At 73.8% G+C, this 19052-nt stretch carries 14 protein-coding genes; 6 read left to right on the top strand and 8 right to left on the bottom strand.

Features of this window, described 5'->3' with window-relative positions; genetic code table 11:
* The first annotated feature begins 275 nt into the window (after positions 1-275).
* A complete protein-coding gene (locus AB0M03_RS29630) occupies positions 276-1721 on the top strand; it encodes a glyceraldehyde-3-phosphate dehydrogenase (protein ID WP_363496697.1) in 1446 nt (481 codons plus the stop codon).
* Between the two features lie 235 nt (positions 1722-1956).
* Here the strand turns inward: AB0M03_RS29630 and AB0M03_RS29625 are convergent, their stop codons facing one another.
* The 3 genes from AB0M03_RS29625 to AB0M03_RS29615 form a co-directional block, all read right to left on the bottom strand.
* The gene (locus AB0M03_RS29625) at positions 1957-4836 is read right to left on the bottom strand and encodes a BTAD domain-containing putative transcriptional regulator (RefSeq protein WP_363496694.1); all 2880 of its coding nucleotides are present in this window, start codon (positions 4834-4836) and stop codon (positions 1957-1959) included.
* A 107-nt stretch (positions 4837-4943) separates the two neighbouring features.
* Complete coding sequence (locus AB0M03_RS29620) at positions 4944-5825, bottom strand: carbohydrate-binding protein (RefSeq protein ID WP_363496691.1); 882 nt, start codon at positions 5823-5825, stop codon at positions 4944-4946.
* A gap of 26 nt (positions 5826-5851) precedes the next feature.
* Positions 5852-6838 (bottom strand): heparin lyase I family protein, encoded by a 987-nt coding sequence (locus AB0M03_RS29615; protein WP_363496688.1) that lies wholly within the window; start codon positions 6836-6838, stop codon positions 5852-5854.
* A gap of 739 nt (positions 6839-7577) precedes the next feature.
* On the opposite strand from AB0M03_RS29615, the gene AB0M03_RS29610 reads away from it, so the two are divergent.
* Positions 7578-8474, top strand: coding sequence for a cysteine/serine endopeptidase inhibitor (locus tag AB0M03_RS29610; protein ID WP_363496686.1), 897 nt, complete (start codon positions 7578-7580; stop codon positions 8472-8474).
* A gap of 143 nt (positions 8475-8617) precedes the next feature.
* Here the strand turns inward: AB0M03_RS29610 and AB0M03_RS29605 are convergent, their stop codons facing one another.
* On the bottom strand, positions 8618-9022 hold the full coding sequence (locus AB0M03_RS29605; protein ID WP_363496682.1) for a DUF5997 family protein: 405 nt from the start codon (positions 9020-9022) through the stop codon (positions 8618-8620).
* 58 nt (positions 9023-9080) lie between these two features.
* Here AB0M03_RS29605 and AB0M03_RS29600 point away from each other — a divergent pair, with 58 nt between their 5' ends.
* Both AB0M03_RS29600 and AB0M03_RS29595 read left to right on the top strand, forming a co-directional pair.
* Complete coding sequence (locus tag AB0M03_RS29600; RefSeq protein WP_363496679.1) at positions 9081-9929, top strand: LysR family transcriptional regulator substrate-binding protein; 849 nt, start codon at positions 9081-9083, stop codon at positions 9927-9929.
* A 95-nt stretch (positions 9930-10024) separates the two neighbouring features.
* Positions 10025-10651, top strand: coding sequence for a LacI family DNA-binding transcriptional regulator (locus tag AB0M03_RS29595; RefSeq protein ID WP_363496677.1), 627 nt, complete (start codon positions 10025-10027; stop codon positions 10649-10651).
* A gap of 75 nt (positions 10652-10726) precedes the next feature.
* On the opposite strand, the gene AB0M03_RS29590 is transcribed toward AB0M03_RS29595, so the two are convergent.
* The 3 genes from AB0M03_RS29590 to AB0M03_RS29580 all read right to left on the bottom strand — a co-directional run bounded on the left by AB0M03_RS29590 (position 10727) and on the right by AB0M03_RS29580 (position 13864).
* Positions 10727-11428 (bottom strand): hypothetical protein, encoded by a 702-nt coding sequence (locus tag AB0M03_RS29590; RefSeq protein ID WP_363496674.1) that lies wholly within the window; start codon positions 11426-11428, stop codon positions 10727-10729.
* A 21-nt stretch (positions 11429-11449) separates the two neighbouring features.
* Complete coding sequence (locus tag AB0M03_RS29585) at positions 11450-13435, bottom strand: hypothetical protein (RefSeq protein WP_363496671.1); 1986 nt, start codon at positions 13433-13435, stop codon at positions 11450-11452.
* A 219-nt stretch (positions 13436-13654) separates the two neighbouring features.
* Entirely contained in the window at positions 13655-13864 is a 210-nt protein-coding gene (locus AB0M03_RS29580; protein WP_363496668.1) for a hypothetical protein, read from the bottom strand.
* A 544-nt stretch (positions 13865-14408) separates the two neighbouring features.
* Between AB0M03_RS29580 and AB0M03_RS29575 the strand changes: the two genes are divergently transcribed.
* Positions 14409-16121, top strand: coding sequence for a proline--tRNA ligase (locus tag AB0M03_RS29575; protein ID WP_363496665.1), 1713 nt, complete (start codon positions 14409-14411; stop codon positions 16119-16121).
* A gap of 72 nt (positions 16122-16193) precedes the next feature.
* Here the strand turns inward: AB0M03_RS29575 and AB0M03_RS29570 are convergent, their stop codons facing one another.
* Positions 16194-18068 (bottom strand): protein kinase, encoded by a 1875-nt coding sequence (locus AB0M03_RS29570; protein ID WP_363496662.1) that lies wholly within the window; start codon positions 18066-18068, stop codon positions 16194-16196.
* Positions 18069-18460: 392 nt separating this feature from the next.
* Here AB0M03_RS29570 and AB0M03_RS29565 point away from each other — a divergent pair, with 392 nt between their 5' ends.
* Positions 18461-19000, top strand: coding sequence for a DM13 domain-containing protein (locus AB0M03_RS29565; protein WP_363496659.1), 540 nt, complete (start codon positions 18461-18463; stop codon positions 18998-19000).
* Positions 19001-19052 lie beyond the last annotated feature (52 nt).

Here is a 19052-nt window from a genome sequence, read left to right as displayed (position 1 = left end):
GTTCCGCAAGCCCGGCGGCGGTGTCCGGCTGCGATGGCCACTATCTGAACAGAGATGAGCGCTGGAGTGGGTCATCTGTTCAAAGGGTGTCGGGTGGGGGCGGCCCGGACGGACCCCTGCCGGACCGGGTTCCGCCCCGGCCGGCGGGCGACGGCGCACCGTGTGCGACCGGCCCGGGAGGGGTCGGCCGGAGGGCGGGGGAGCGGGACCGGCCGCGTGATCAAATCTGGCGAAAGCTAGCATGGGGGCACCCTCCTAGCTCGAAAGATGGACTTGTGACTGTCAACGACGACGTGTTCACGGACTGGATGAACCGCGAGGAGATCGCGGAGTCGATGATTCCGATCATCGGCCGACTGCACCGGGAGAGGGACGTCACCGTCCTGGTTCACAGCCGCTCCCTGGTGAACAAGTCCGTGGTCAGCATCCTCAAGACCCACCGGTTTGCCCGCCAGATCGCCGGCGAGGAGCTCTCGGTCACCGAGACCCTGCCGTTCCTGCAGGCCCTCACCGCCCTCGACCTGGGCCCCTCCCAGATCGACATCGGCATGCTCGCCGCCACCTACAAGGCGGACAGCCGCGGCCTGTCGGTGGAGGAGTTCACCGCCGAGGCGGTCGTCGGTGCCACTGGTGCCAACAAGATCGAGCGCTCCGGGTCGCGCGACGTCGTCCTCTACGGCTTCGGCCGCATCGGCCGCCTCGTCGCCCGCCTGCTGATCGAGAAGGCCGGCTCCGGCAACGGCCTGCGGCTGCGCGCCATCGTCGTGCGCCAGGGCGGCGACCAGGACATCGTGAAGCGCGCCTCGCTGCTGCGCCGCGACTCCATCCACGGCCAGTTCCAGGGCACCATCACCGTTGACGAGGCGAACAGCACCATCGTCGCCAACGGCAACGAGATCAAGGTGATCTACGCCAACGACCCGTCCGAGATCGACTACACGGCGTACGGCATCAACGACGCCATCCTGATCGACAACACCGGCAAGTGGCGCGACCGCGAGGGCCTGTCGAAGCACCTCCGCCCCGGCATCGACAAGGTCGTGCTCACCGCGCCGGGCAAGGGCGACGTCCCGAACATCGTGCACGGCGTCAACCACGACACGATCAAGCCGGAGGAGCAGATCCTCTCCTGCGCCTCCTGCACCACCAACGCGATCGTCCCGCCGCTGAAGGCGATGGAGGACAAGTACGGCGTGCTCCGCGGCCACGTGGAGACCGTCCACTCGTTCACCAACGACCAGAACCTGCTGGACAACTACCACAAGGCGGACCGTCGCGGCCGCTCCGCGCCGCTGAACATGGTCATCACCGAGACCGGTGCCGCCTCCGCCGTCGCCAAGGCGCTGCCTGACCTCAAGGCGAAGATCACCGGCAGCTCGATCCGCGTCCCGGTGCCGGACGTCTCGATCGCGATCCTCAACCTGCAGCTCGCCCGCGAGACCACTCGCGAGGACGTCCTCGAGTACCTCCGCGAGGTGTCGCTGACCTCGCCGCTGAAGCGCCAGATCGACTTCACCACCGCCCCCGACGCGGTCTCGAACGACTTCATCGGCTCGCGCCACGCGTCGATCGTCGACGCCGGCGCCACCAAGGTCGAGGGCGACAACGCGATCCTGTACCTCTGGTACGACAACGAGTTCGGCTACTCGTGCCAGGTGATCCGGGTCGTCCAGCACGTCTCCGGCGTGGAGTACCCGACCTACCCGGCCCCGGCGGTCTGATCCCGCAGGGTCCCGGCGCAACGCGTACGGACGGAAGGGCCGGAGGCAGCAGCCTCCGGCCCTTCCGGCATTGGTGCGCGGCCGTCGGCGGCCCTGGGTAGGGCCCGTGATGAAGGCCGCGGACGTGTGCCGCAGCGGCGACTGACCGGGCGCAGCCCGACCCGCCCGGACCTGCGGGCGGCGCTGCTGTGTGCAGCGGGAGGCCGGTGAGAGTGCCGCAGACGGGTGGCCCGGGTCAGCCCGCCCGGTGGGTGGCGGCCTCGGTGCGGCAGGCCTCGGCGCGGTCGGGGTGGCCGGCGGCGTCCAGGGCGGCGGCGAGCTCGGTGAAGGCGGCGGCGGTGCCGTGCGGGTCGCCCAGGCGTTGCCGCAGCACGAGGCCCTGCTCGGCGGCCAGGTCGAGCAGGGCGAAGGCCTCCCGGTAGAGGTTGCCCTGCGAGCGGGCGAGGTCCAGGCTGCGGCGCTGGCAGTCGACGGCCTCGGTGTGCCGCTGCTGCCGGCCGCGGACCAGGCCGAGGATGTTGAGCGCGGCCGACGCCAACTCCGGTGTGCCGTTCGCCTCGTGGGTGCCGATGCTGCGGTGGCAGCACTCCTCGGCGCGGTCGAGCGCGCCGCGGCGGAGATGCAGCAGCGCCAGGTTGTCGAGGGCGATGGCGGCGTCCACCGGCTGGTCGCCCGCCTGGTGGATGGCGAGCGAGCGGGCCAGGCAGGCGGTGGCCGGCCCGTGCTGGCCGAGTTCCAGGTAGGCCAGGCCCAGGTTGTTGTAGGCCCGGGCCTGCCGTGCGGTGTCCCCGGAGCGGGCGAACAGCCGGATGGAGGCGAGGAGTTCGTCCACCGCGGTGTCGTACTGGTGGCGGGCGGCGGCCAGGGTGCCGAGTTCGAGCCGCCCGACGGCCTCGGCGGCGGGATCGGCCTCGGGCCCGTCCTGGGCGAGCTGCACGCTGGCCCGGGCGAGCCGCTCCCAGTCCTGCCAGTGGCCGCGCCGCTGGAGGAACGCCCGCAGGCGGGTGGTCAGTTCGGCCAGGACGCCGGGTTCGACGGTGCCGGTGGCGGCGGCCTGCAGGGCGGCGGCGACGACGGCGCCGCGTTCCGCCTCCAGCCAGCGCAGTGCCTCGTGGGCGTCGGCGAAGGCGTGCTCGGCGTACGGCGTTTCCGGGCCGCGGTAGGCGCTGCCGGCGCTGTGGCCCGGGCGCAGCAGCAGGTCGGCCGCATGGACGGCGGCCAGGTGGGCCCGGGTGAGGCGGCCGAGCACGGCGGTGAGCGCAGTCCGGCGTTCGGCGGGGCTGTTGAGGCTCCGGCCGAAGACCCGCAGCAGGTCGTGGAAGCGGTAGCGGTAGCGGGTGGCGCGGTCGGGCGCGAAGGCCTCGAGGAGGTGGGCGTCGGTGAGGGCCTCCAGCTGCTCCTCGGCCTGGTCGTCCGGGACACCGAGGGCCGCCGCGGCGGTGGCGCCGCCGAGGTCGGGCACCTCCAGTTCGCTGAGCAGCCGGAAGGCGGAGGCGGCCTCGCCGTCGGGCAGGCTGTCGTAGCTGACCCGGAGGGTGGCCGAGACGGCCAGGCCGCCGGCGGTCAGCTCGCCGAGTCTTCGTTCCTCGTCGCGCAGTCGGCGGGCCATCAGGCCGAAGGCCCCGACGGGGCGCCCGGCGACCCGGGCCGCCACCACCCGCAGGGCGAGCGGGTAGCCGGCGCAGACGTCCAGCACCTCCTCGACGCTCTCTGCCTCGCCGTCGACCCGGTCGGCCCCGACCTGTTTGCGCAGCAGCCCGCGGGCCTCCGCGGTGTCGAGGGCGCCGAGCCGCAGCACGGTGCGGGCGGGGGCGTCGGCGAGCCGGCTGCGGCCGGTCACCAGGACGAGGCAGTCGGCGGAGGCGGGCAGCAGCGGCTCGATCTGGGCGGTGTGCCCGGCGTCGTCGAGCAGGAGCAGCAGGCGTCGGCCGGCCGTGGCGCTGCGGTAGAGGGAGATGCGGCGCCCGGTGTCGGCGGGTATCCGGTCGTACGGGACGCCGAGGTCCTCCAGCAGACAGGCGAGGACGTCGGCGCTGTCTGCGGGGCGGTCGGTGCTGCCGTCGAGGCGGACGTGCAGCCGGCCGTCGGGGTAGTGGTGACCCAGGCGGTGGGCGGCGTGGACGGCGAGCGCCGTCTTGCCGATCCCGCCGGGGCCGGTGATCACGGCGACCCTGGGGGCGGTGGGGGTGCCCGGTGCGGTGCGGTCCGCCGGGCGGGGCGAGGCGAGTCTGCCGAGGGCGGCGAGCTCGCTGCGCCGGCCGACGAAGTCGGCGGTGTCGGGCGGGATCTGGCACAGGGCGGGGCGTGCTGCGGTCGGGGGTTCGGCCGGCGCGGGGCGCAGTGCGGGGTCGCCGTCGAGGATGCGCCGCTGGAGGTCCCGCAGCTCGGTGCCGGGTTCGATGCCGGCCTGTTCGACGAGGGTCCGCCAGGTGTCCTGGAAGACGGCGAGTGCCTCGGCCTGCCGGTCGGCACGGTAGAGGGCGAGCATGAGTAGGGCGCGGACGCGTTCCCGGCAGGGATGGGCCGCGGCCAGGGCGGAGAGTTCGGGGACGGTCTCGTGGTGCCGGCCCTGTTCCAGCAGCAGGGCGAACCGGTCCTCCCGGGTGGACAGTTGCAGGTCCTCCAGCCGCCGGCGGTGCAGTTCGGCGTGCGGGCCGGGGACGCCTTCCAGGGCCCGGCCGTGCCAGAGGGCCAGGGCGCGGTCCAACTCGGCTGCGCAGAGGCCGGTTTCGCCGGCGCGGTGGTGGCGGTGGGCGGCCTGCCGGGTCTGCTCGAAGACGGCCGCGTCGAGGCGTTCGGGGTCCACCGGCAGCGCGTAGGAGTCGCCGCGGGAGAGCAGCACGGTGGAGCCCGCCCGGTGGCTGCGGTCCGGTTCCAGGGTCTTGCGGAGCCGGGCCACGTAGGTGGCGACGAGCTGGGGAGCGGTGGCTGGCGGCCGGTCGCCCCACACGCCGCGGACGATCTCGCGGCGGGAGAGGAACCGTCCGTCGGCGGTGAGCAGGACGGCGAGGACCGCGCGCTGCTTGGCCGGCCCGGCGTCCAGCTCGACGGCTCCGTCGAAGACCCGGACGGGACCGAGAAGTTGATATGTCAACAGCATGGTTGGGTGAACCACCCCTTCGCATCCTGCCCCCCGGCGCGAGCAGCCTAGATCCTCGGAGCGGCAGGAGGAAATGCCCGTCCGGCCGGGCCGGCCCGGTGGGAGCGGGCCGGCCCGGAGTGTCAGACCGACTTCCAGAGTGCCGGGGCCGAGGGTGGCTCCCAGCCGGTCTGCGCGGTGTGCGCCTGGAGGCAGCTGTAGAGCAGGCCGCCGTAGGTCGCCCGGTTGCCCACGGCGTAGCTGCGGCCGGCCGTCCAGGCGGCGGCCGCCGTCGAGGTGGGCGGGGGTGTGGTGCCCCGGGTCGGGGAGGAGGTGGGTGAGACGGTCGTGGTGGGTGCGGTCGTGGGGGCGGCTCCGCCGTTCTTGCGGTAGAGCCGGATGTTCTTGATCTGGACGTCCGTCCGCTGCGACATCCCGGTACGGCCGTAGATGCCGCACTTGAAGTAGTGGGTGTTGTTGCCGCGGTCGTTGAAGGTGTTCCTCAACTGCCCGTTGACGTAGACGTGGACCTTGCCGGCGTCGGCGTCGTGGACGACGTTGAGGCGGGTCCACCGCTCGTACACGGGGGAGTGGAGCTTGGTTGCGGAGTCGTAGTAGTTGATGCTGTCGGAGTTCATGGCGAGTGCCATGAAGGCGGTGGCGGCGGTGGCCCCGCCGAAGACCTGCATCACGCAGACCCGGTGGGCGCCGGTGCCGACCTTGATGTCGGCCTCGAACTGGGCGGAGCCGGAGGTGTACTCGTCGAGGAACCGGATCTCGCTGCGCGGTCCGGAGGAGCTGTCCGGCCAGAGCACCGGGTCGGTGTCGTTGAGCCAGAAGTGGTGCAGCCCGGTGCCGTCGACGGTGTGCCGGGTCAGGCCGGTCGGCTGGTGGACCTTGTAGTCCGCACTGACCTCCGTCCAGCCCGACCCGATCGCGGCCGTGGCGGGCATGGCCGCCCAGGAGGCGGCGGCGGCTCCGCCGGCGAGGCCGGCGCTGCCGATGATGAACGTCCTTCTCTTCACGGAACTCCTTGAGTGTCGGTCCGGGCTCAGCTGCGCTGCCAGAGCGCGGGGGCGTTCGGCGGCTCCCAGCCGGTCTGCGAGGTGTGGGCCTGGGTGCAGCGGTAGCGCTGTCCGCCGTACGACACCTGGTCGCCCGCCCGGTAGGCGGTGCCGGGTGCCCAGGCGGACGCCCCGGTCGGAGCGCCGGTGGGCGGGGCGGTGGTGGGCCGGGCGCTGGTGGGCGGGGTGGTGGGGCTGCCGAACCAGCCGTTGGCCTCCGCCCAGGTGGAGGAGACCCGGGCCTGGTCGATGTAGGCGGTCTTGGTCTTCTGGGTGCCCTGGAAGCCGCGCGCGTCCTTGGCCCAACTGCCCATGTAGAGGCCGACCCGCCAGTCCATCGGGCTGTCGGAGGCGACCATGTTGGGCCGGCCGGTCCGGCTGAAGACCTGGGTGCCGTTGAGGAAGACGCGGTACCGGCCGGTGTTGTCGCTGGCGAAGGTGATGTCGTGGACGACCCGGTACCACTTCCCGCGTTCCAGCTTGGCGACCCGGAACTTGGTGGTCGTGGGCGCGCACAGGTCACCGGTGCGCAGGTGCAGCAGGAAGTCGTCGTTCTCCACCGCGTCCATGAAGGTCGGCACCCAGTTGCTGCACCCCTTGAAGACGGTGATCATCTGCATCACGCTGCCGCTGTTCCAGGCGAACTCCCAGTCGTCGGAGAGCCGGAAGGCGTACGAGTAGTACCGGTGCGTGCCGCGCTGTGCGACACCCTTCCTGGTGACCTCGGAGTGGTAGCGGCCCGTCCAGGCCGGGTCGTAGGTCTGGGTGAACTTCAGTGCCTCGCTGCCGGCGAGGGCCGGTGCGGCCACCTGGTCGACGGTGCCCAGGTGTTCGCGGCCGACCGAGTCCCAGCCGGCCAGGGTGCCGGCGTTCTGGAAGGTGATCGAGGCCTGGCCGGGTACGGCCGTCGCGACGAGCACCACCGCGGCGGTGACCGTGCCGAGCAGCAGGGTTCTGGCCCTCCCGATGCGCACGGCGTCTCCTTTCGGTTCGGCGGCCCGGGCCCTGTCCGGAGGCCGGCCGTGGCCGGCAGGCGGTTTCGGAAGCACACGGGACCTCCGGGGGGGTGGGGGAGGTGGGGCGACCGGCGCGGAGCCGGCGGAGGCCGGGGAGGCGGGGCGTCCGCGCCGGGTCGGGGCCACAACATGGTGTGGACCAATCCCGGCGTCAAGGCTCGGGCCGCGCAACCACGCCCGTCCCGGGAGGCGACCGGCGTCACCGCAAGCGGTCGGTGACCGTGCCCCGGGGCAGGGGGGATCGGGTGAACGGGCAGGTCGGCGCACGTCCGCGGCCGGGTGTGCTGCAGGACGGCGTGCCTTGTTCGGGTGCCGTACGAGGCCGGGCGCGGGCCGCCCGGATTCCATTCGGATTCCATTCGGGGCCGCCCCGCAGCCCGGCCGGACCCGGGTGATTCGAGTGGGCGGGGGCCGGGGAGAGGTCGAGACCACTACCTTGTGGCGAACTTAACGGCGGCATAAGGCTGTTCCGTCCGCGTGGGACCCGCGGCGCCGGCCCGCCCTCACCCCGACCGCCGTGACCTGTGGAAACATCGGAGGCCGGGCCCCGAGGAGGCCCGGCGCGCCCAAGCCGCCTGCAGCGGAGGGGCGTTGACCGGACGGGCCGGGTTCGTTATTGATGATGGTCAGTCAGTCGGGGCTGTGTGCGGACCTGCCGGCACGACGAGACGCCATCCCCATCCCTCCAGGAGGACGCGTGCACTCCGCTCCCAAACGGATACGCCGGCGGTGGATCGCCGCCCTGGTCGGCGCCCTGATGCTCACGGTGTTCGGCATCGGATCGGCGCTGGCCTCCATCCCGGTCGGCGAGTCCAGGACCGGCAAGATGACCTGGTACGACGACGCCGGCTACGGAGCCTGCGGCACGGCGATCAACGCGGCCGCCGAGGACCTGGTCGCCGTCTCCACGTCCTGGTGGACGTCGGCCAACCCGAACAACGACGACCTCTGCAAGGGCATCTCCGTGGAGGTCTCCTACAACGGCAGGACGATCACCGTCCCGGTCAAGGACAAGTGCCCGTCCTGCAGCGCCGAGCACATCGACCTCAGCAAGACCGCGTTCCAGAAGCTCGCCGACCTGAACCTCGGCGTGGTCTCCGGGATCACCTGGAAGTTCGTCGGCTCGGGCGGCGGCTCCGGCGGTGGCGGCGGTACGACCACCCTGCCCGCCCCCACCGGCCTGCAAGCCACCGGCACCACCGCGACCAGCGTCTCGCTCGCCTGGACGGCCGTCTCCGGCGCCTCCTCGTACAGCGTCTACCGCGGCGGCACCAAGGTCGGCACGGCCACCGGCGCCTCCTACACCGACACCGGGCTCACCGCCGCCACCGGGTACCGCTACACGGTCGCCGCGGTCGACTCCGCGGGCAAGGCGGGCACCCAGTCCGCCGCCGTCACCGCGACCACCGCCACCACCGGCGGCGGAGGCGGCGGGACGGCCTGCCCGGCGCCCTGGAGCTCCACCAGGTCCTACGTCCCCGGCGAGACCGTCGCCTATGCGGGCCACAAGTACACCGCCACCTACTACTCCACCGGTGCAGCACCGAACGACCCCGGTTCCTGGGCCGTCTGGCGCGACGACGGCACCTGCTGACCGCACGTGCCGCGGGGCTCCCGCCCTCTCCGTCCGGGGCGGTGGGGGCCCCGCGGCTCAAGGGCTGGGCCCCGGCATGCGCGGGGCCCGTCCGGCGGGTGCCGGACGGGCCCGTGCGGTGCCGTGCAGTGCGGCGCGCGGCCTCAGCGGCCGTTGCGGGCGGCGGCCTGCTGCTTCTGCTTCTCCTTGATCCGCACGGTCTCGCGGCGGACCTCGGCCTGGGTGGCGCGCTCGCGCTGCAGCCACTCGGGCTCGGCGGCCTTGAGGGCGTCGATCTGCTCGGTGGTGAGCGCCTCGGTGACACCGCCGCGGGCGAGGCCGGAGACGGAGACGCCGAGCCGGTCCGCGACGACCTGGCGCGGGTGCGGGCCGTTGCGGCGCAGCTCCTGGAGCCACACGGGCGGTTCGGCCTGCAGCGCGTTCAGCTCGTCACGGGAGACCACGCCCTCCTGGAACTCGGCAGGGGTGGCCTCGAGGTAGACGCCCAGCTTCTTGGCCGCCGTCGCGGGCTTCATCGTCTGGATCGTCTTGGGCTTGCGCGATGTCATGGTGACAAGGGTAAGCGAGTTTGTGCCCGCCCCGATCACGGTGGGTAGCCTGGGCTGCGTGACTGACATGCAGGCTGCCCCCTCCTCCTTCCGGCTGGCGTACGTTCCGGGTGTGACCCCGGCCAAGTGGGTGCGCGTCTGGGGGGAGAGGCTGCCCGACGTCCCGCTGGCGCTGGTGGCCGTCGCCGCGGCCGAGGGCGCGGGTGTGCTGCAGGACGGCGGCGCGGACGCCGGTCTCGTCCGGCTGCCGGTGGACAAGGCGGTGCTGAACGCGATCCCGCTGTACACCGAGACCACGGTGGTCGTGTTCCCCAAGGACCACTGGCTGGCCGCGGCCGACGAGGTGACCACGGGCGAGCTGGCCGAGGACATCGTGCTGCACCCGCTGGACGACACCCTGGCCTGGGAGGGCCTGCCGGGCCTGCCCGCCTTCGAGCGTCCCGCCACCACGGCGGACGCGATCGAGCTGGTCGCCGCGGGGATCGGGCTCCTGGTGGTGCCGCAGTCGCTCGCCCGCCTGCACCACCGCAGGGACCTCACCTACCGGCCGCTCACCGACGCCCCGCAGTCGCAGATCGCCCTCTCCTGGCCCCAGGACCGGACGACGGACCTGGTGGAGGAGTTCATCGGCATCGTCCGGGGCCGGACGGTCAACAGTTCGCGCGGCCGCACCCAGCCCGCCGACCGGGCGAAGGACGCCACGTCCGGCCGGCAGCAGCGTCCCGCCGCGGGCGGCAGGACGCAGAACGGCGGCAAGGCCCAGGCCGGCGGCAAGGCGCAGGCCGGCAGCAGGACGGGCGGCGCCGGTAAGTCCGCCGGTGGTGGCAAGGCGGCGGGCGGCCGCTCGCGCACCGGCTCCGGAAGCGCGTCCGGCGCCAAGCGCGGGAAGCCCCGCCGCCGCTCCTGAGGCGGCGCCGGTGCGGCCCCCTCACTGTCGGGGGTAGACCTCCGCCCGCCGACGCGCGGGGCAGCCGGCGGACGGAGGAGAGGAGAGCGGGAGCGATGGCGGACGGCGGGCCGGTCCGGCGGCGGGGCAAGCCGACGGCGGGCGACGTCGCGGCCGCGGCGGGGGTGTCCCGCACCGCGGTCTCGTTCGCGTTCAACAGCCCGGACCAGCTGTCGCGGGCCACCCGGGCGCGCATCCTGGCCGTCGCCGAGGAACTCGGCTACCGGCCCAGCCCGCTCGCCCGGCGGCTCGCCGGGGTCGCCGACGGCCTCGCCGAGGCCGGCCTGACCCTCGCCGACGTCGAACTGGCCGAGGTGCCGATCAGCCGTGCCGACGGCCACCGCACCGCCCGGGACTGGATGGCCCGCGCGGTCCGGCCGACGGCGATCCTGGCGCTCTCCGACATCCTGGCCTTCGGCGCCCTGGAGGGCCTCCGCGACCTCGGGGTGGACGTGCCCGGCGAGGTGTCGGTCGTCGGCTTCGACGACCTGCCGGAGGCCGCCCGCACCCGCCCCGGCCTGACGACCGTCCGGCAGGACATGGAGACCAAGGGCCGGACGGCCGCCGAGGCGCTGCTCGCCGCGGTGCACGGCGAGGCGCAGCCGCAGCGCCGGACGCTGCCGACCGGGCTGGTCGTCCGCGGCTCGACCGCGGCGCCGCCGGCGACCAGGGGCCGGCCGTGATCCGGGCGGTGTCCCGCATCCGGATTGCGCAGTTCCCCGCGCCCCTCGGGGCGTACCCACGCATGATCAGGGGCGTCAGCCGTTCGCGCCGGGCCAGCCGTCGAGCATGCGGTGCACCGTCACCCCGGAGTTCGGGGCGAAGCCCCTGGCGGAGGGGCCGGCCGGCTCGGACGCCTGGGCGGACACGGCGGCCCCGAGGATCTCCTCGATCTTCGCGACCTGGCCGTCGACGGTGGCCTTCAGCTGCTCCGGGTCCTGGGTCCGGGCGGCCGAGCGCACGGTCCGTTCCACCGCGGCGAGTTGGCGCAGTGCGTCCTGGCCGAGCCGGACGGGCTGCGGGGTGTTGATGACGAACTGGTAGGCGCCGGCGACGGCCTCGCAGCCGGTGCAGTGCGTGGTGGTGGCCTTGCTGCTGTTGTCCGCGTCGACCTTCACCTGGCTGCCGCCGGCGGTGACGATCTGGAAGGACAGCGCGACGGACCGGCAGTGCTGTTCGGCACTGCAGTAGCGGGCGGTGGCCAGCGCGCGGTTGTCCACGGAGATCCCGGCCGTCCGACCGAACTGGCGGATCTCGAAGGCGACCTCGGTGTCGTCGGTGCGCAGCGGGTTGGCCACGCTGACCGCGTGGGTCCGCTCCCAGCGGACCTGTGAGGCGTCCGCCGTGCCGGCGGCCGGCCCGACCAGCAGCACCGCCGCGGCCGCGGCCGGGACGAGCTGTCCCGAGCGGAACAGCCGTGCGAGGCGGTGGGACGGGGACTTGGGGTGCGATCGGTTCACGAGAGGCTCCATGAAGAGGTGTCAGGGGGTGGCTGCGGTGCTGGGGTCGGTCGGGGCGGGGGCGGTCGATGCGGTGGCCGCCGGAGCGGTCGGAGTGGCCGAGCCGGCAGGGGCGCCGGTCTCCGGGGATCCGGTCGCGGAGGGCTCGGAGGCCGAAGGCGTCGCTGTCGACGGTGTGGTGGCCGACGGTGTGGTGGTGGTCGACGGCGTGACGGCCGGGGAGGCCGTGGTGCGCGGTGCGGCGGCCGGGGTGGCGCCGGGCCGGGTGCTTCGGCGCGCCCCCGGCCGTGCGGTGGCGGCGCCCGGACTCCGCTCCGCGGTGGGAGTCGTGGAGGCCGCACCGGTCGGAGCCGCGGCGGACGGCGGGTCGGTGAGCGCTGCGGACGGGGTGACCGAGAGCTCGGTCCGGCCGGTCGGCGCGGGGGCGGGGGCGGGGGCCGGCGGTGGCCGGGGGGCGAGCGGTGCCGGGGTCGCCCGCTGTCCCCAGGCGAGGGCCAGCAGTGCGCCGGTGCAGGCGGCCGCCACCAGCAGGAGCACCGCCCGGCCGCGCCTGCTGCGGTGCGCCCGGGCCAGCGCCTGCCCGCCCCGTCGGGCCAGCTTGACCGTCAGGTACAGCAGGCCGACGGTCGGCAGCAGCAGCATCACGGCGCCGATCACGCCGAGCGCCGCGGAGGCGAGGGCTCCCTCCGAGAGGTCCGAGGCGGCGCCGGAGATCTGGTCGCCGAAGGAGCGCACGCCCGTCCGCACCAGCCGCGGCAGGTTCCACAGCACGTAGCCGATCTGGACGGTCAGCAGTGGGACCATGGTCACCACCCAGGCCGTGACGGTGATCCTCGACGACCGTTTCAGCCCGGCCACCTCGGGCGGGGCGGGGCGGCCGGGGATCATGCTGCGCAGGATCGGCCCGACCTTCCCGAACAGGTCGGGGACGCCGGCCAGGTCGGCGAGGATGTAGTAGCCGTCGAAGCGGAGTACCGGCAGCAGCTGTTCGACGATCTCGAAGTGGGCCAGGTAGACGGCGGCGAGCAGGAAGTCCTGCCCGGTCGCGGCGTAGGCGGCGAACAGCGCGGCGATGAACACCACGTTGAAGTAGACGCCGCCGAGGTCCGTCCGCAGCCGGGCCGGCCTGCGCAGCCGGTAGACGTCGGTGACGTCGGTGTACATGGCCGGCCAGACCAGGTAGATGCCGCAGCCGATGCAGCCCGGCCGGCCGCCGCCGTACCGGCAGCCCGAGGCGTGCCCGAATTCGTGGAACACGGTGGACAGGAGGGTGAGGCCGAGGACCGCGAGCAGCAGCGCGGGCTGCTGCACGGTGTGCAGGACGGGGGTCATCGCGCCGTGCGCGGCGAACAGCCAGACGTCGGCTGCGGCGGTCAGCAGCAGGACGGTCACCACGGCGGCCGGCCGGTGGAGCCAGCCGAGGGCGGCGGCGACGGTGTTCACCGACGGGGGCCGCAGCAGGACCTTGTGCGCCCGGAGGGCGAGCAGCAGGTCGGTGACCGGGAGGGGCGTCCTGGCGCCGGAGCCGTCGGGCGCGGCGACCAGGCCCATGGGGCGGAGCTTGTGCTCGACGAGGTGGGCGATGTGTTCCGCCCCGAGCTCGAGACCGGATGGGCCGCTGACCAGCTGGGCGATCTCCGCATGGGATCGGGTGCCGTCCATGGCGCCGGTCACCAGGTAGAGCAGCCGGGTCAGCTGGACCATCTGTCCGTCGGCCCGCCGGACGAGGTACCGCGGGGTGGTGAAACCCGAGTCCTGGTACTCGCCCTGGAGGACGAGACCGGCGGCGGGCTGCGGGGGTCCGCCGGGGGCCGGCGGGGGGACGGCCGCGGTCTGCGGTCCGGACCGGGGACTCGGGCCGGCACCGGGCGGCGGGTCGGTGGGAGGTTCGGCGCCGGGTCGCGCCCACGGGTCGGGTTCGGCCCGGCGGCGGGTGTCGCCGACGGTGCCGATGTGTTCCGCCGCCGTGGGGATCGGGCTGCCGAGACCTTTTCCGCTCTCGGTCACGTCACCTTCCGAGCTGGCAGTCGTTAGAGGAGCGGAAAGTGTTTCCGGCGGCGATTCTGGCGCCACCGGAAACACTTTCCGCAGGTTTTTCCATGAACGGGTCAGAGAATCCGGTCGGGGGGCCGGACGCTGCGCGGCTGCCCTGCCGCGTGCGCTGATCCGCTCATGCCGTCCCGGCCGTGGGGTCGGGCCGGCAGGGTGTCGGTGACGGGCTCACCGTCACTGGTTGATGCTGATGTACTGCTTCGCCTCCGACGCCGCCAGGGAGTCCCACGAGTGGTCGTTGTACGCGACCGAGGTGTTCTCCGCGTAGACGGCGGCGTGCTTGATGACCGTGGTCTTGTGGAGGTTGAGGGTGAAGCGGCTCAGCGCCTCCCGCTTCGGGAGCAGCTCGGCGGTCTCGGTCTCCAGGGCGGACATGTCGATCATGTGGATCCATTCTCCGTACGGTTCGGTCGGGCCGGCCGTGGCCGGCCGGCCCCGTCGGACGGTTGTCCGACGGAGCTGGACACTACGGCGGCCCGACGACGCCGAGCAAGCAACCGGGCACTTTCGGTGATCGGTTTCGCCGGAATATCGCCTGCATTCCCGTTGAAATGATCAGTCGCCTGCGGAGCGAAAACATCGCCGAATTCGGCGCGGTTCCGGGATTCTTCGTATCCGAGGTTTTCGGTGACGCGCGGGGCGTGTCGACTTCACTCGGTCGGCGCAGTTGTTCGATCATGTCTTCGGGTGGTCGGGACGCTGCGCCGCCGCTGCCCGCCCCCGTCCGCGGTCGCCGGCGCTGAACGCCCGCGCACCGGCCCACGCCCCGGCCGCCCGGCCGGCGCCCGGCGTCCGCCCCCCCGCCCGCCCGGCGGCATCCGCTAGCGTTCACTTCGCCCGCCGCCGGCTCGCGGCAGGGCGGACGCCGGCCCGGGTGCCGATCCGCCGCCCACCGGACAGTTCTGACAACCGGACAGGAAAGACAGATATGCGCTGGTCCCAGATGTACACACCCACGCTGCGCGAGGACCCGGCCGACGCGGACGCGGCCAGCCACCGGCTGCTCGTCCGGGCCGGATTCGTCCGCCAGTTGATGGCCGGGCACTACTCGTTGCTGCCGCTCGCCGTCCGGGTGCGGTCGAAGGTCGTCGGGATCGTGCGCGAGGAGATGGACCGGATCGGCTCGCAGGAGTGGCTGCTCCCGGCGATGCACCCCGCCGAGATCTGGCAGCGCTCCGGCCGCTGGGAGGTGATGGGCGACGAGATGTTCCGCGTCAAGGACCGCAAGGGCGCCGACATCGCCCTCGGCATGACGCACGAGGAGATCTTCACCACGCTCGCCGACGAACTCGCCTCGTACCGCCAACTGCCGCAGATGTGGTACCAGTTCCAGACCAAGTTCCGCGACGAGCCGCGGCCCAAGTCCGGTCTGCTGCGGGTGCGCGAGTTCACCATGAAGGACTCCTACAGCTTCGACCTCGACCAGGCCGGGCTGGACCGCTCCTTCGACCTCCACCACGAGGCGTACACCCGCATCTTCGCCCGGCTCGGCGTGCCCGCCATCCCCGTGCAGGCGTCCAGCGGCAGCATGGGCGGCTCCGCCTCCGTGGAGTTCATGTCGCCCACCGGGGCCGGCGAGGACCTGGTCGTGCACTGCACCGCCTGCCACTACGCCGCCAACATGGAGAAGGCCGCCGCCGCCCTGCCGCCCGTCGAGGACCCGGAGGGCCCCGCAGCCCCGGAGCCCTTCGACACCCCCGAGGCGCGCACCATCGAGGAGTTGACGAGCCGTCACGGCGTGCCTGCCGCCGGCCAGATCAAGACCCTGGTGTACGTCGTGGACGGCCGCCTCACCCTGGTGCTGATGCGCGGCGACCACGCCCTGGTCGAGCAGAAGCTGATCGACGCCACCGCGGCCCGCGCGGTGCGCCCCGCCACCCCCGAGGAGATCAAGGAGGCGCTCGGCGCCTCCCCGGGCAGCCTGGGCGCCGTCGGCGTCGAGGGCGTCCCCGTCCTGGTGGACGAGGCGCTGCGCGGCCGCCGGTCGATGACCACCGGCGCCAACCGCGACGGCGTGCACCTGAGCGGCGTCGACGTCGACCGGGACATCACCGCCACCGCGTGGGCGGACTTCCGGGAGATCTCCGCCGGCGAGCCCTGCGCGACCTGCGGCGAGCCGCTGCAGGTGGTCCGCACCGTCGAGGTCGGCCACATCTTCAAGCTCGGCTACAAGTACACCGAGGCGCTGGACATCACCGTGCTGGGCCCGGACGGCGGCCGGATCAAGCCCATCATGGGCAGCTACGGCATCGGTGTCGAGCGGGCGATCGCCGCCGTCGTCGAGGCCCACCACGACGACAAGGGCATCGTCTGGCCGGTCTCCGTCGCCCCGTTCGAGGTGGTCGTCGTGCCGATCGGCAAGGCGGACGAGGAGACCACCAAGGTCGTCGAGAGCCTCTACGCCGACCTGCGCGCCGCCGGGGTGGACACCGTGCTGGACGACCGGGACGAGCGCCCCGGCGTGAAGTTCGCCGACTCCGAGCTGATCGGCATCCCGTACCGGATCACCGTCGGCCCGCGCGGCCTGAAGGAGGGGCTGGTCGAGGTCGTCGAGCGCGCCACCGGCGAGACCGTCCGGGTGCCGGTCGCCGACGCGGTCGGCCACGTCGCCGCCCTGGTCACCGCCGCCCGCCGCGGCTGACCCGGCTCCACGCGCGTCGCCCCCGGCACCCGTCGGGTGCCGGGGGCGGCTGCGTTCAGGCCATCGGTGGGCTCAACCGCAGTGCACCGCACGGTTGCCGAGCGAGGCCGTGGTGGCCGTCTGGCCGGCCCAGGTGATGCTGCCGTAGCCGTTGATGCAGATCTTCACCGCGGCGACCCGCACCGGGCCGGCGAACTTCGCGAAGCTGCCCTGGTCGGTGGCGGTCGTGCCGGCCACCTTGGTGCAGTTCGCGGCCGGGGCGGTCTGGGTGCACCGGCTGATGCTCGCCTTCACCGCGGACGCCGTCCCGTAGCCGCTGTTGACCGTCTTGATGGTGGCGGCGCAGTTCTTGCCGCTGGAGGCGTCGAACCAGATGTAGAAGTAGCCGAAGATCACCCCAGCCGGGGTGGTCACCGGGTAGCTGCCGACCAGCCCGCCGCTGCAGCCGTACGTCGCCGCCGAAGTCGCGGGCGACGGGGGAGCCTTGACCGGGGCGGCCGTGGTGGGCGTGGAGCCGGTGCCCGGCGTCGTCCCCGGGGCCGGGGTCGTGCCGGGCCGGGTGCCGGACGGCCCGGACGTGCCCGGTGCGCCCGTCGTGCCGGGCGCGGTGCCGTCGGCCGGGGCGCCCGGGGACGAGGCTCCGGTCGCACCGGCGGACGTGGACGCACCCGACGGGGCGGCCGAAGTCCCGTCCACCGCCGTGCCGTCCGCCGCGGGGACCTCCCCGGTCGCGCCGGCGTCGTCCCCGGTCGTCCCGGTTGCCCCGGACGCACCAGCCGAGGCTGCCGCCTTGGCTCCGCCCTCCGTGCCGCCCTGCGAACTCACCGCCCAGGTGACGCCCGACACCAGGGCGAGCGCGAGCGCCGCACTGCCGGCGACCAGGCCCGCGCGGCGGCCCGGCGAACCGCGCCACCACGACCCGCGCTCGTCCTCCTCCCAGGGGTCGAACGCGGGCTGCGCAACCGGGGCGGCCGGCGGCACCGGCGCAGCGGCTGCGGCGGCAGCGGGGAAGGCGGCAGCGGGGAAGGCGGCCGGGAATCCCGGAACCGGCGGTGCCGCAGGTGTGTTGGGTGCAGGTGCGGTGAGGCCGAACAGGGCCGCGTCGGTGCCCGCGGCGGCGAGCTGCGGTGCGAGGGAGTCGAGCCGGGCCAGCACCTCGCCGGCGTCCGCCGGGCGCTCCTCCGGGGCCTTGGCGAGCAGCTGCAGGACGAGCTCGTCCAGCCCGGCCGGGAGTCCGGGCCGGTGCCGGCTCGGCGGCGCCGGAGTCTCGCGCAGGTGCGCGCCGAACTGCACGGTGGGCTCGCGGTGCCCGAACGGCGTTCTGCCGGTGAACAGTTGGTACATCAGGCAGCCGGCCGCGTACAGGTCGCTGCGCTGATCGATCTCCTCGGCGCCGCGCACCAGCTCCGGCGACATCCACGGCACCCCGGACAGCGCTCCGGCCCCGCCGGCCGCCTGCCCGGGGTCGGCCGTTGCGATGCCGAGGCCGAGCAGCTTGACCGTGCCGTCCGCGGTGAGGACGAGATGGCCGGGGCGCAGGTCGCGGTGGACTGCGCCGACGGCGTGCGAGGCGGCCAGGGCGGCGCAGATCTGCCGGGCCCAGTCCGCGGCCCGGCCCGGGTTCGGCGCCCCCTCGGCGACCAGCACCTCGTCCAGGGTGCGGCCCTCGACCTGCTCGGAGACCGCGAACACGGTGCCGGTCGCCCCGTCCCGCCCGCCGTCCAGGACGGCCGCCAGATTGGGGTGCTCGGCCCGCTCCTTCGCGGCGTGGGCGGCGGCGGTCAGCCGCTCGGCGTCCGCAGGATCGGCGCCGGCCTCCGCCAGCACGGTCACCACCACGGAGGCGCCGAGCTGCCGGTCGTGCGCCCGCCACCGCTCGCCCGGCCCGCCGTTGCCCAGCCGTTCCAGCAGCTCGTAGCGCTCATCCAGCAGCAGACCCTCCACCATGGCACCCGTCCCTTCGTCCCGACTCCGGCCGTACGGCTCATCAGATGGTCGGTCAGCAACCTAGCGCCCCCGCTGCCCGGCCGGTGCACCCGGTGCCCCTCTGACCGCAGGTCAGACCCCGCGACCGCCCCCGGATCGTGGCGAGCCGAAGGAGGTTCGGGCGAGCTGAGCAGAAGTCGGCGCAGTGTGCGGCGGAGGTGTGCCCGTCCGGTGCAGGCGTGCCACCGCCGGCCCGGGATGCCGGGCACCGTCGAACGGTGCGGGTCCGAGGAGAGCGGGCACCGTGGCGGAGGGGGTTACGGGAGTCTTACCGGTGGGGGGTGGGGGTGGTCGGGGGCGGGGGCGGGCGGTAGGTATGGGGTGTCGTAGTGGGTTTCGGTGGGAGGGTGACGATGTCGGGGCGGGGTGTGGTGGGCCGCAGGGTGGCCGTGCTGGTGGCGGTGGTCGTGGTGGTGGGGGTCGCGTTCGGGGTGTACCTGTTCGCGCCGTGGAAGGCGTTCACGAGTACGGCGGTGGACGAGGTGCTGCCGTCGGTCGCCGCTGCGCCGTCCGCGGCGGGGAGTCCGGTGGCGGGGCCGGTGGAGTTGGCGCGGGGCGGGTTCGTGTCGGGTGAGCACACCACGACGGGGACGGCCCGGCTGGTGCGGTTGGCGGACGGCGGAGTGGTGCTGCGGCTGGAGGACCTGCGGACCTCGGAGGGGCCGGACGTCCGGGTGTACCTGTCGACCCGTCCGGCCGCCGAGTCGCGGCTGGACTCGCTCGGCGACGGCGCCGTCGAACTCGACCGGCTGAAGGGGAACATCGGCAACCAGAACTACGCCGTGCCGGCCGGCACCGACCTGTCGAAGGTCCGCAGTGCGGTGATCTGGTGCCACCGGTTCTCGGTCGGCTTCGGTGCGGCCGACCTGGCGGCGGGTGCTGCCGCGGGGTGAGGACCGCCGGACGGGGTGAGAGGCTGTCCGGCACGCGCGATCCCGTACGGAC

It is taken from the genome of Kitasatospora sp. NPDC051914 (genome assembly GCF_040680995.1).
Taxonomy (GTDB): domain Bacteria; phylum Actinomycetota; class Actinomycetes; order Streptomycetales; family Streptomycetaceae; genus Kitasatospora.
This window is presented reverse-complemented; position numbering and strand designations above follow the sequence as displayed.

Excerpts from the sequence above, each read along its gene's own strand:
- AB0M03_RS29565 (WP_363496659.1), top strand. The coding sequence starts at position 18,461 with ATGTCGGGGCGGGGTGTGGTGGGCCGCAGGGTGGCCGTGCTGGTGGCG.
- AB0M03_RS29605 (WP_363496682.1), bottom strand. The coding sequence starts at position 9,022 with ATGACATCGCGCAAGCCCAAGACGATCCAGACGATGAAGCCCGCGACG.
- AB0M03_RS29575 (WP_363496665.1), top strand. The coding sequence starts at position 14,409 with ATGCGCTGGTCCCAGATGTACACACCCACGCTGCGCGAGGACCCGGCC.
- AB0M03_RS29595 (WP_363496677.1), top strand. The coding sequence starts at position 10,025 with ATGGCGGACGGCGGGCCGGTCCGGCGGCGGGGCAAGCCGACGGCGGGC.
- AB0M03_RS29570 (WP_363496662.1), bottom strand. The coding sequence starts at position 18,068 with ATGGTGGAGGGTCTGCTGCTGGATGAGCGCTACGAGCTGCTGGAACGG.
- AB0M03_RS29580 (WP_363496668.1), bottom strand. The coding sequence starts at position 13,864 with ATGATCGACATGTCCGCCCTGGAGACCGAGACCGCCGAGCTGCTCCCG.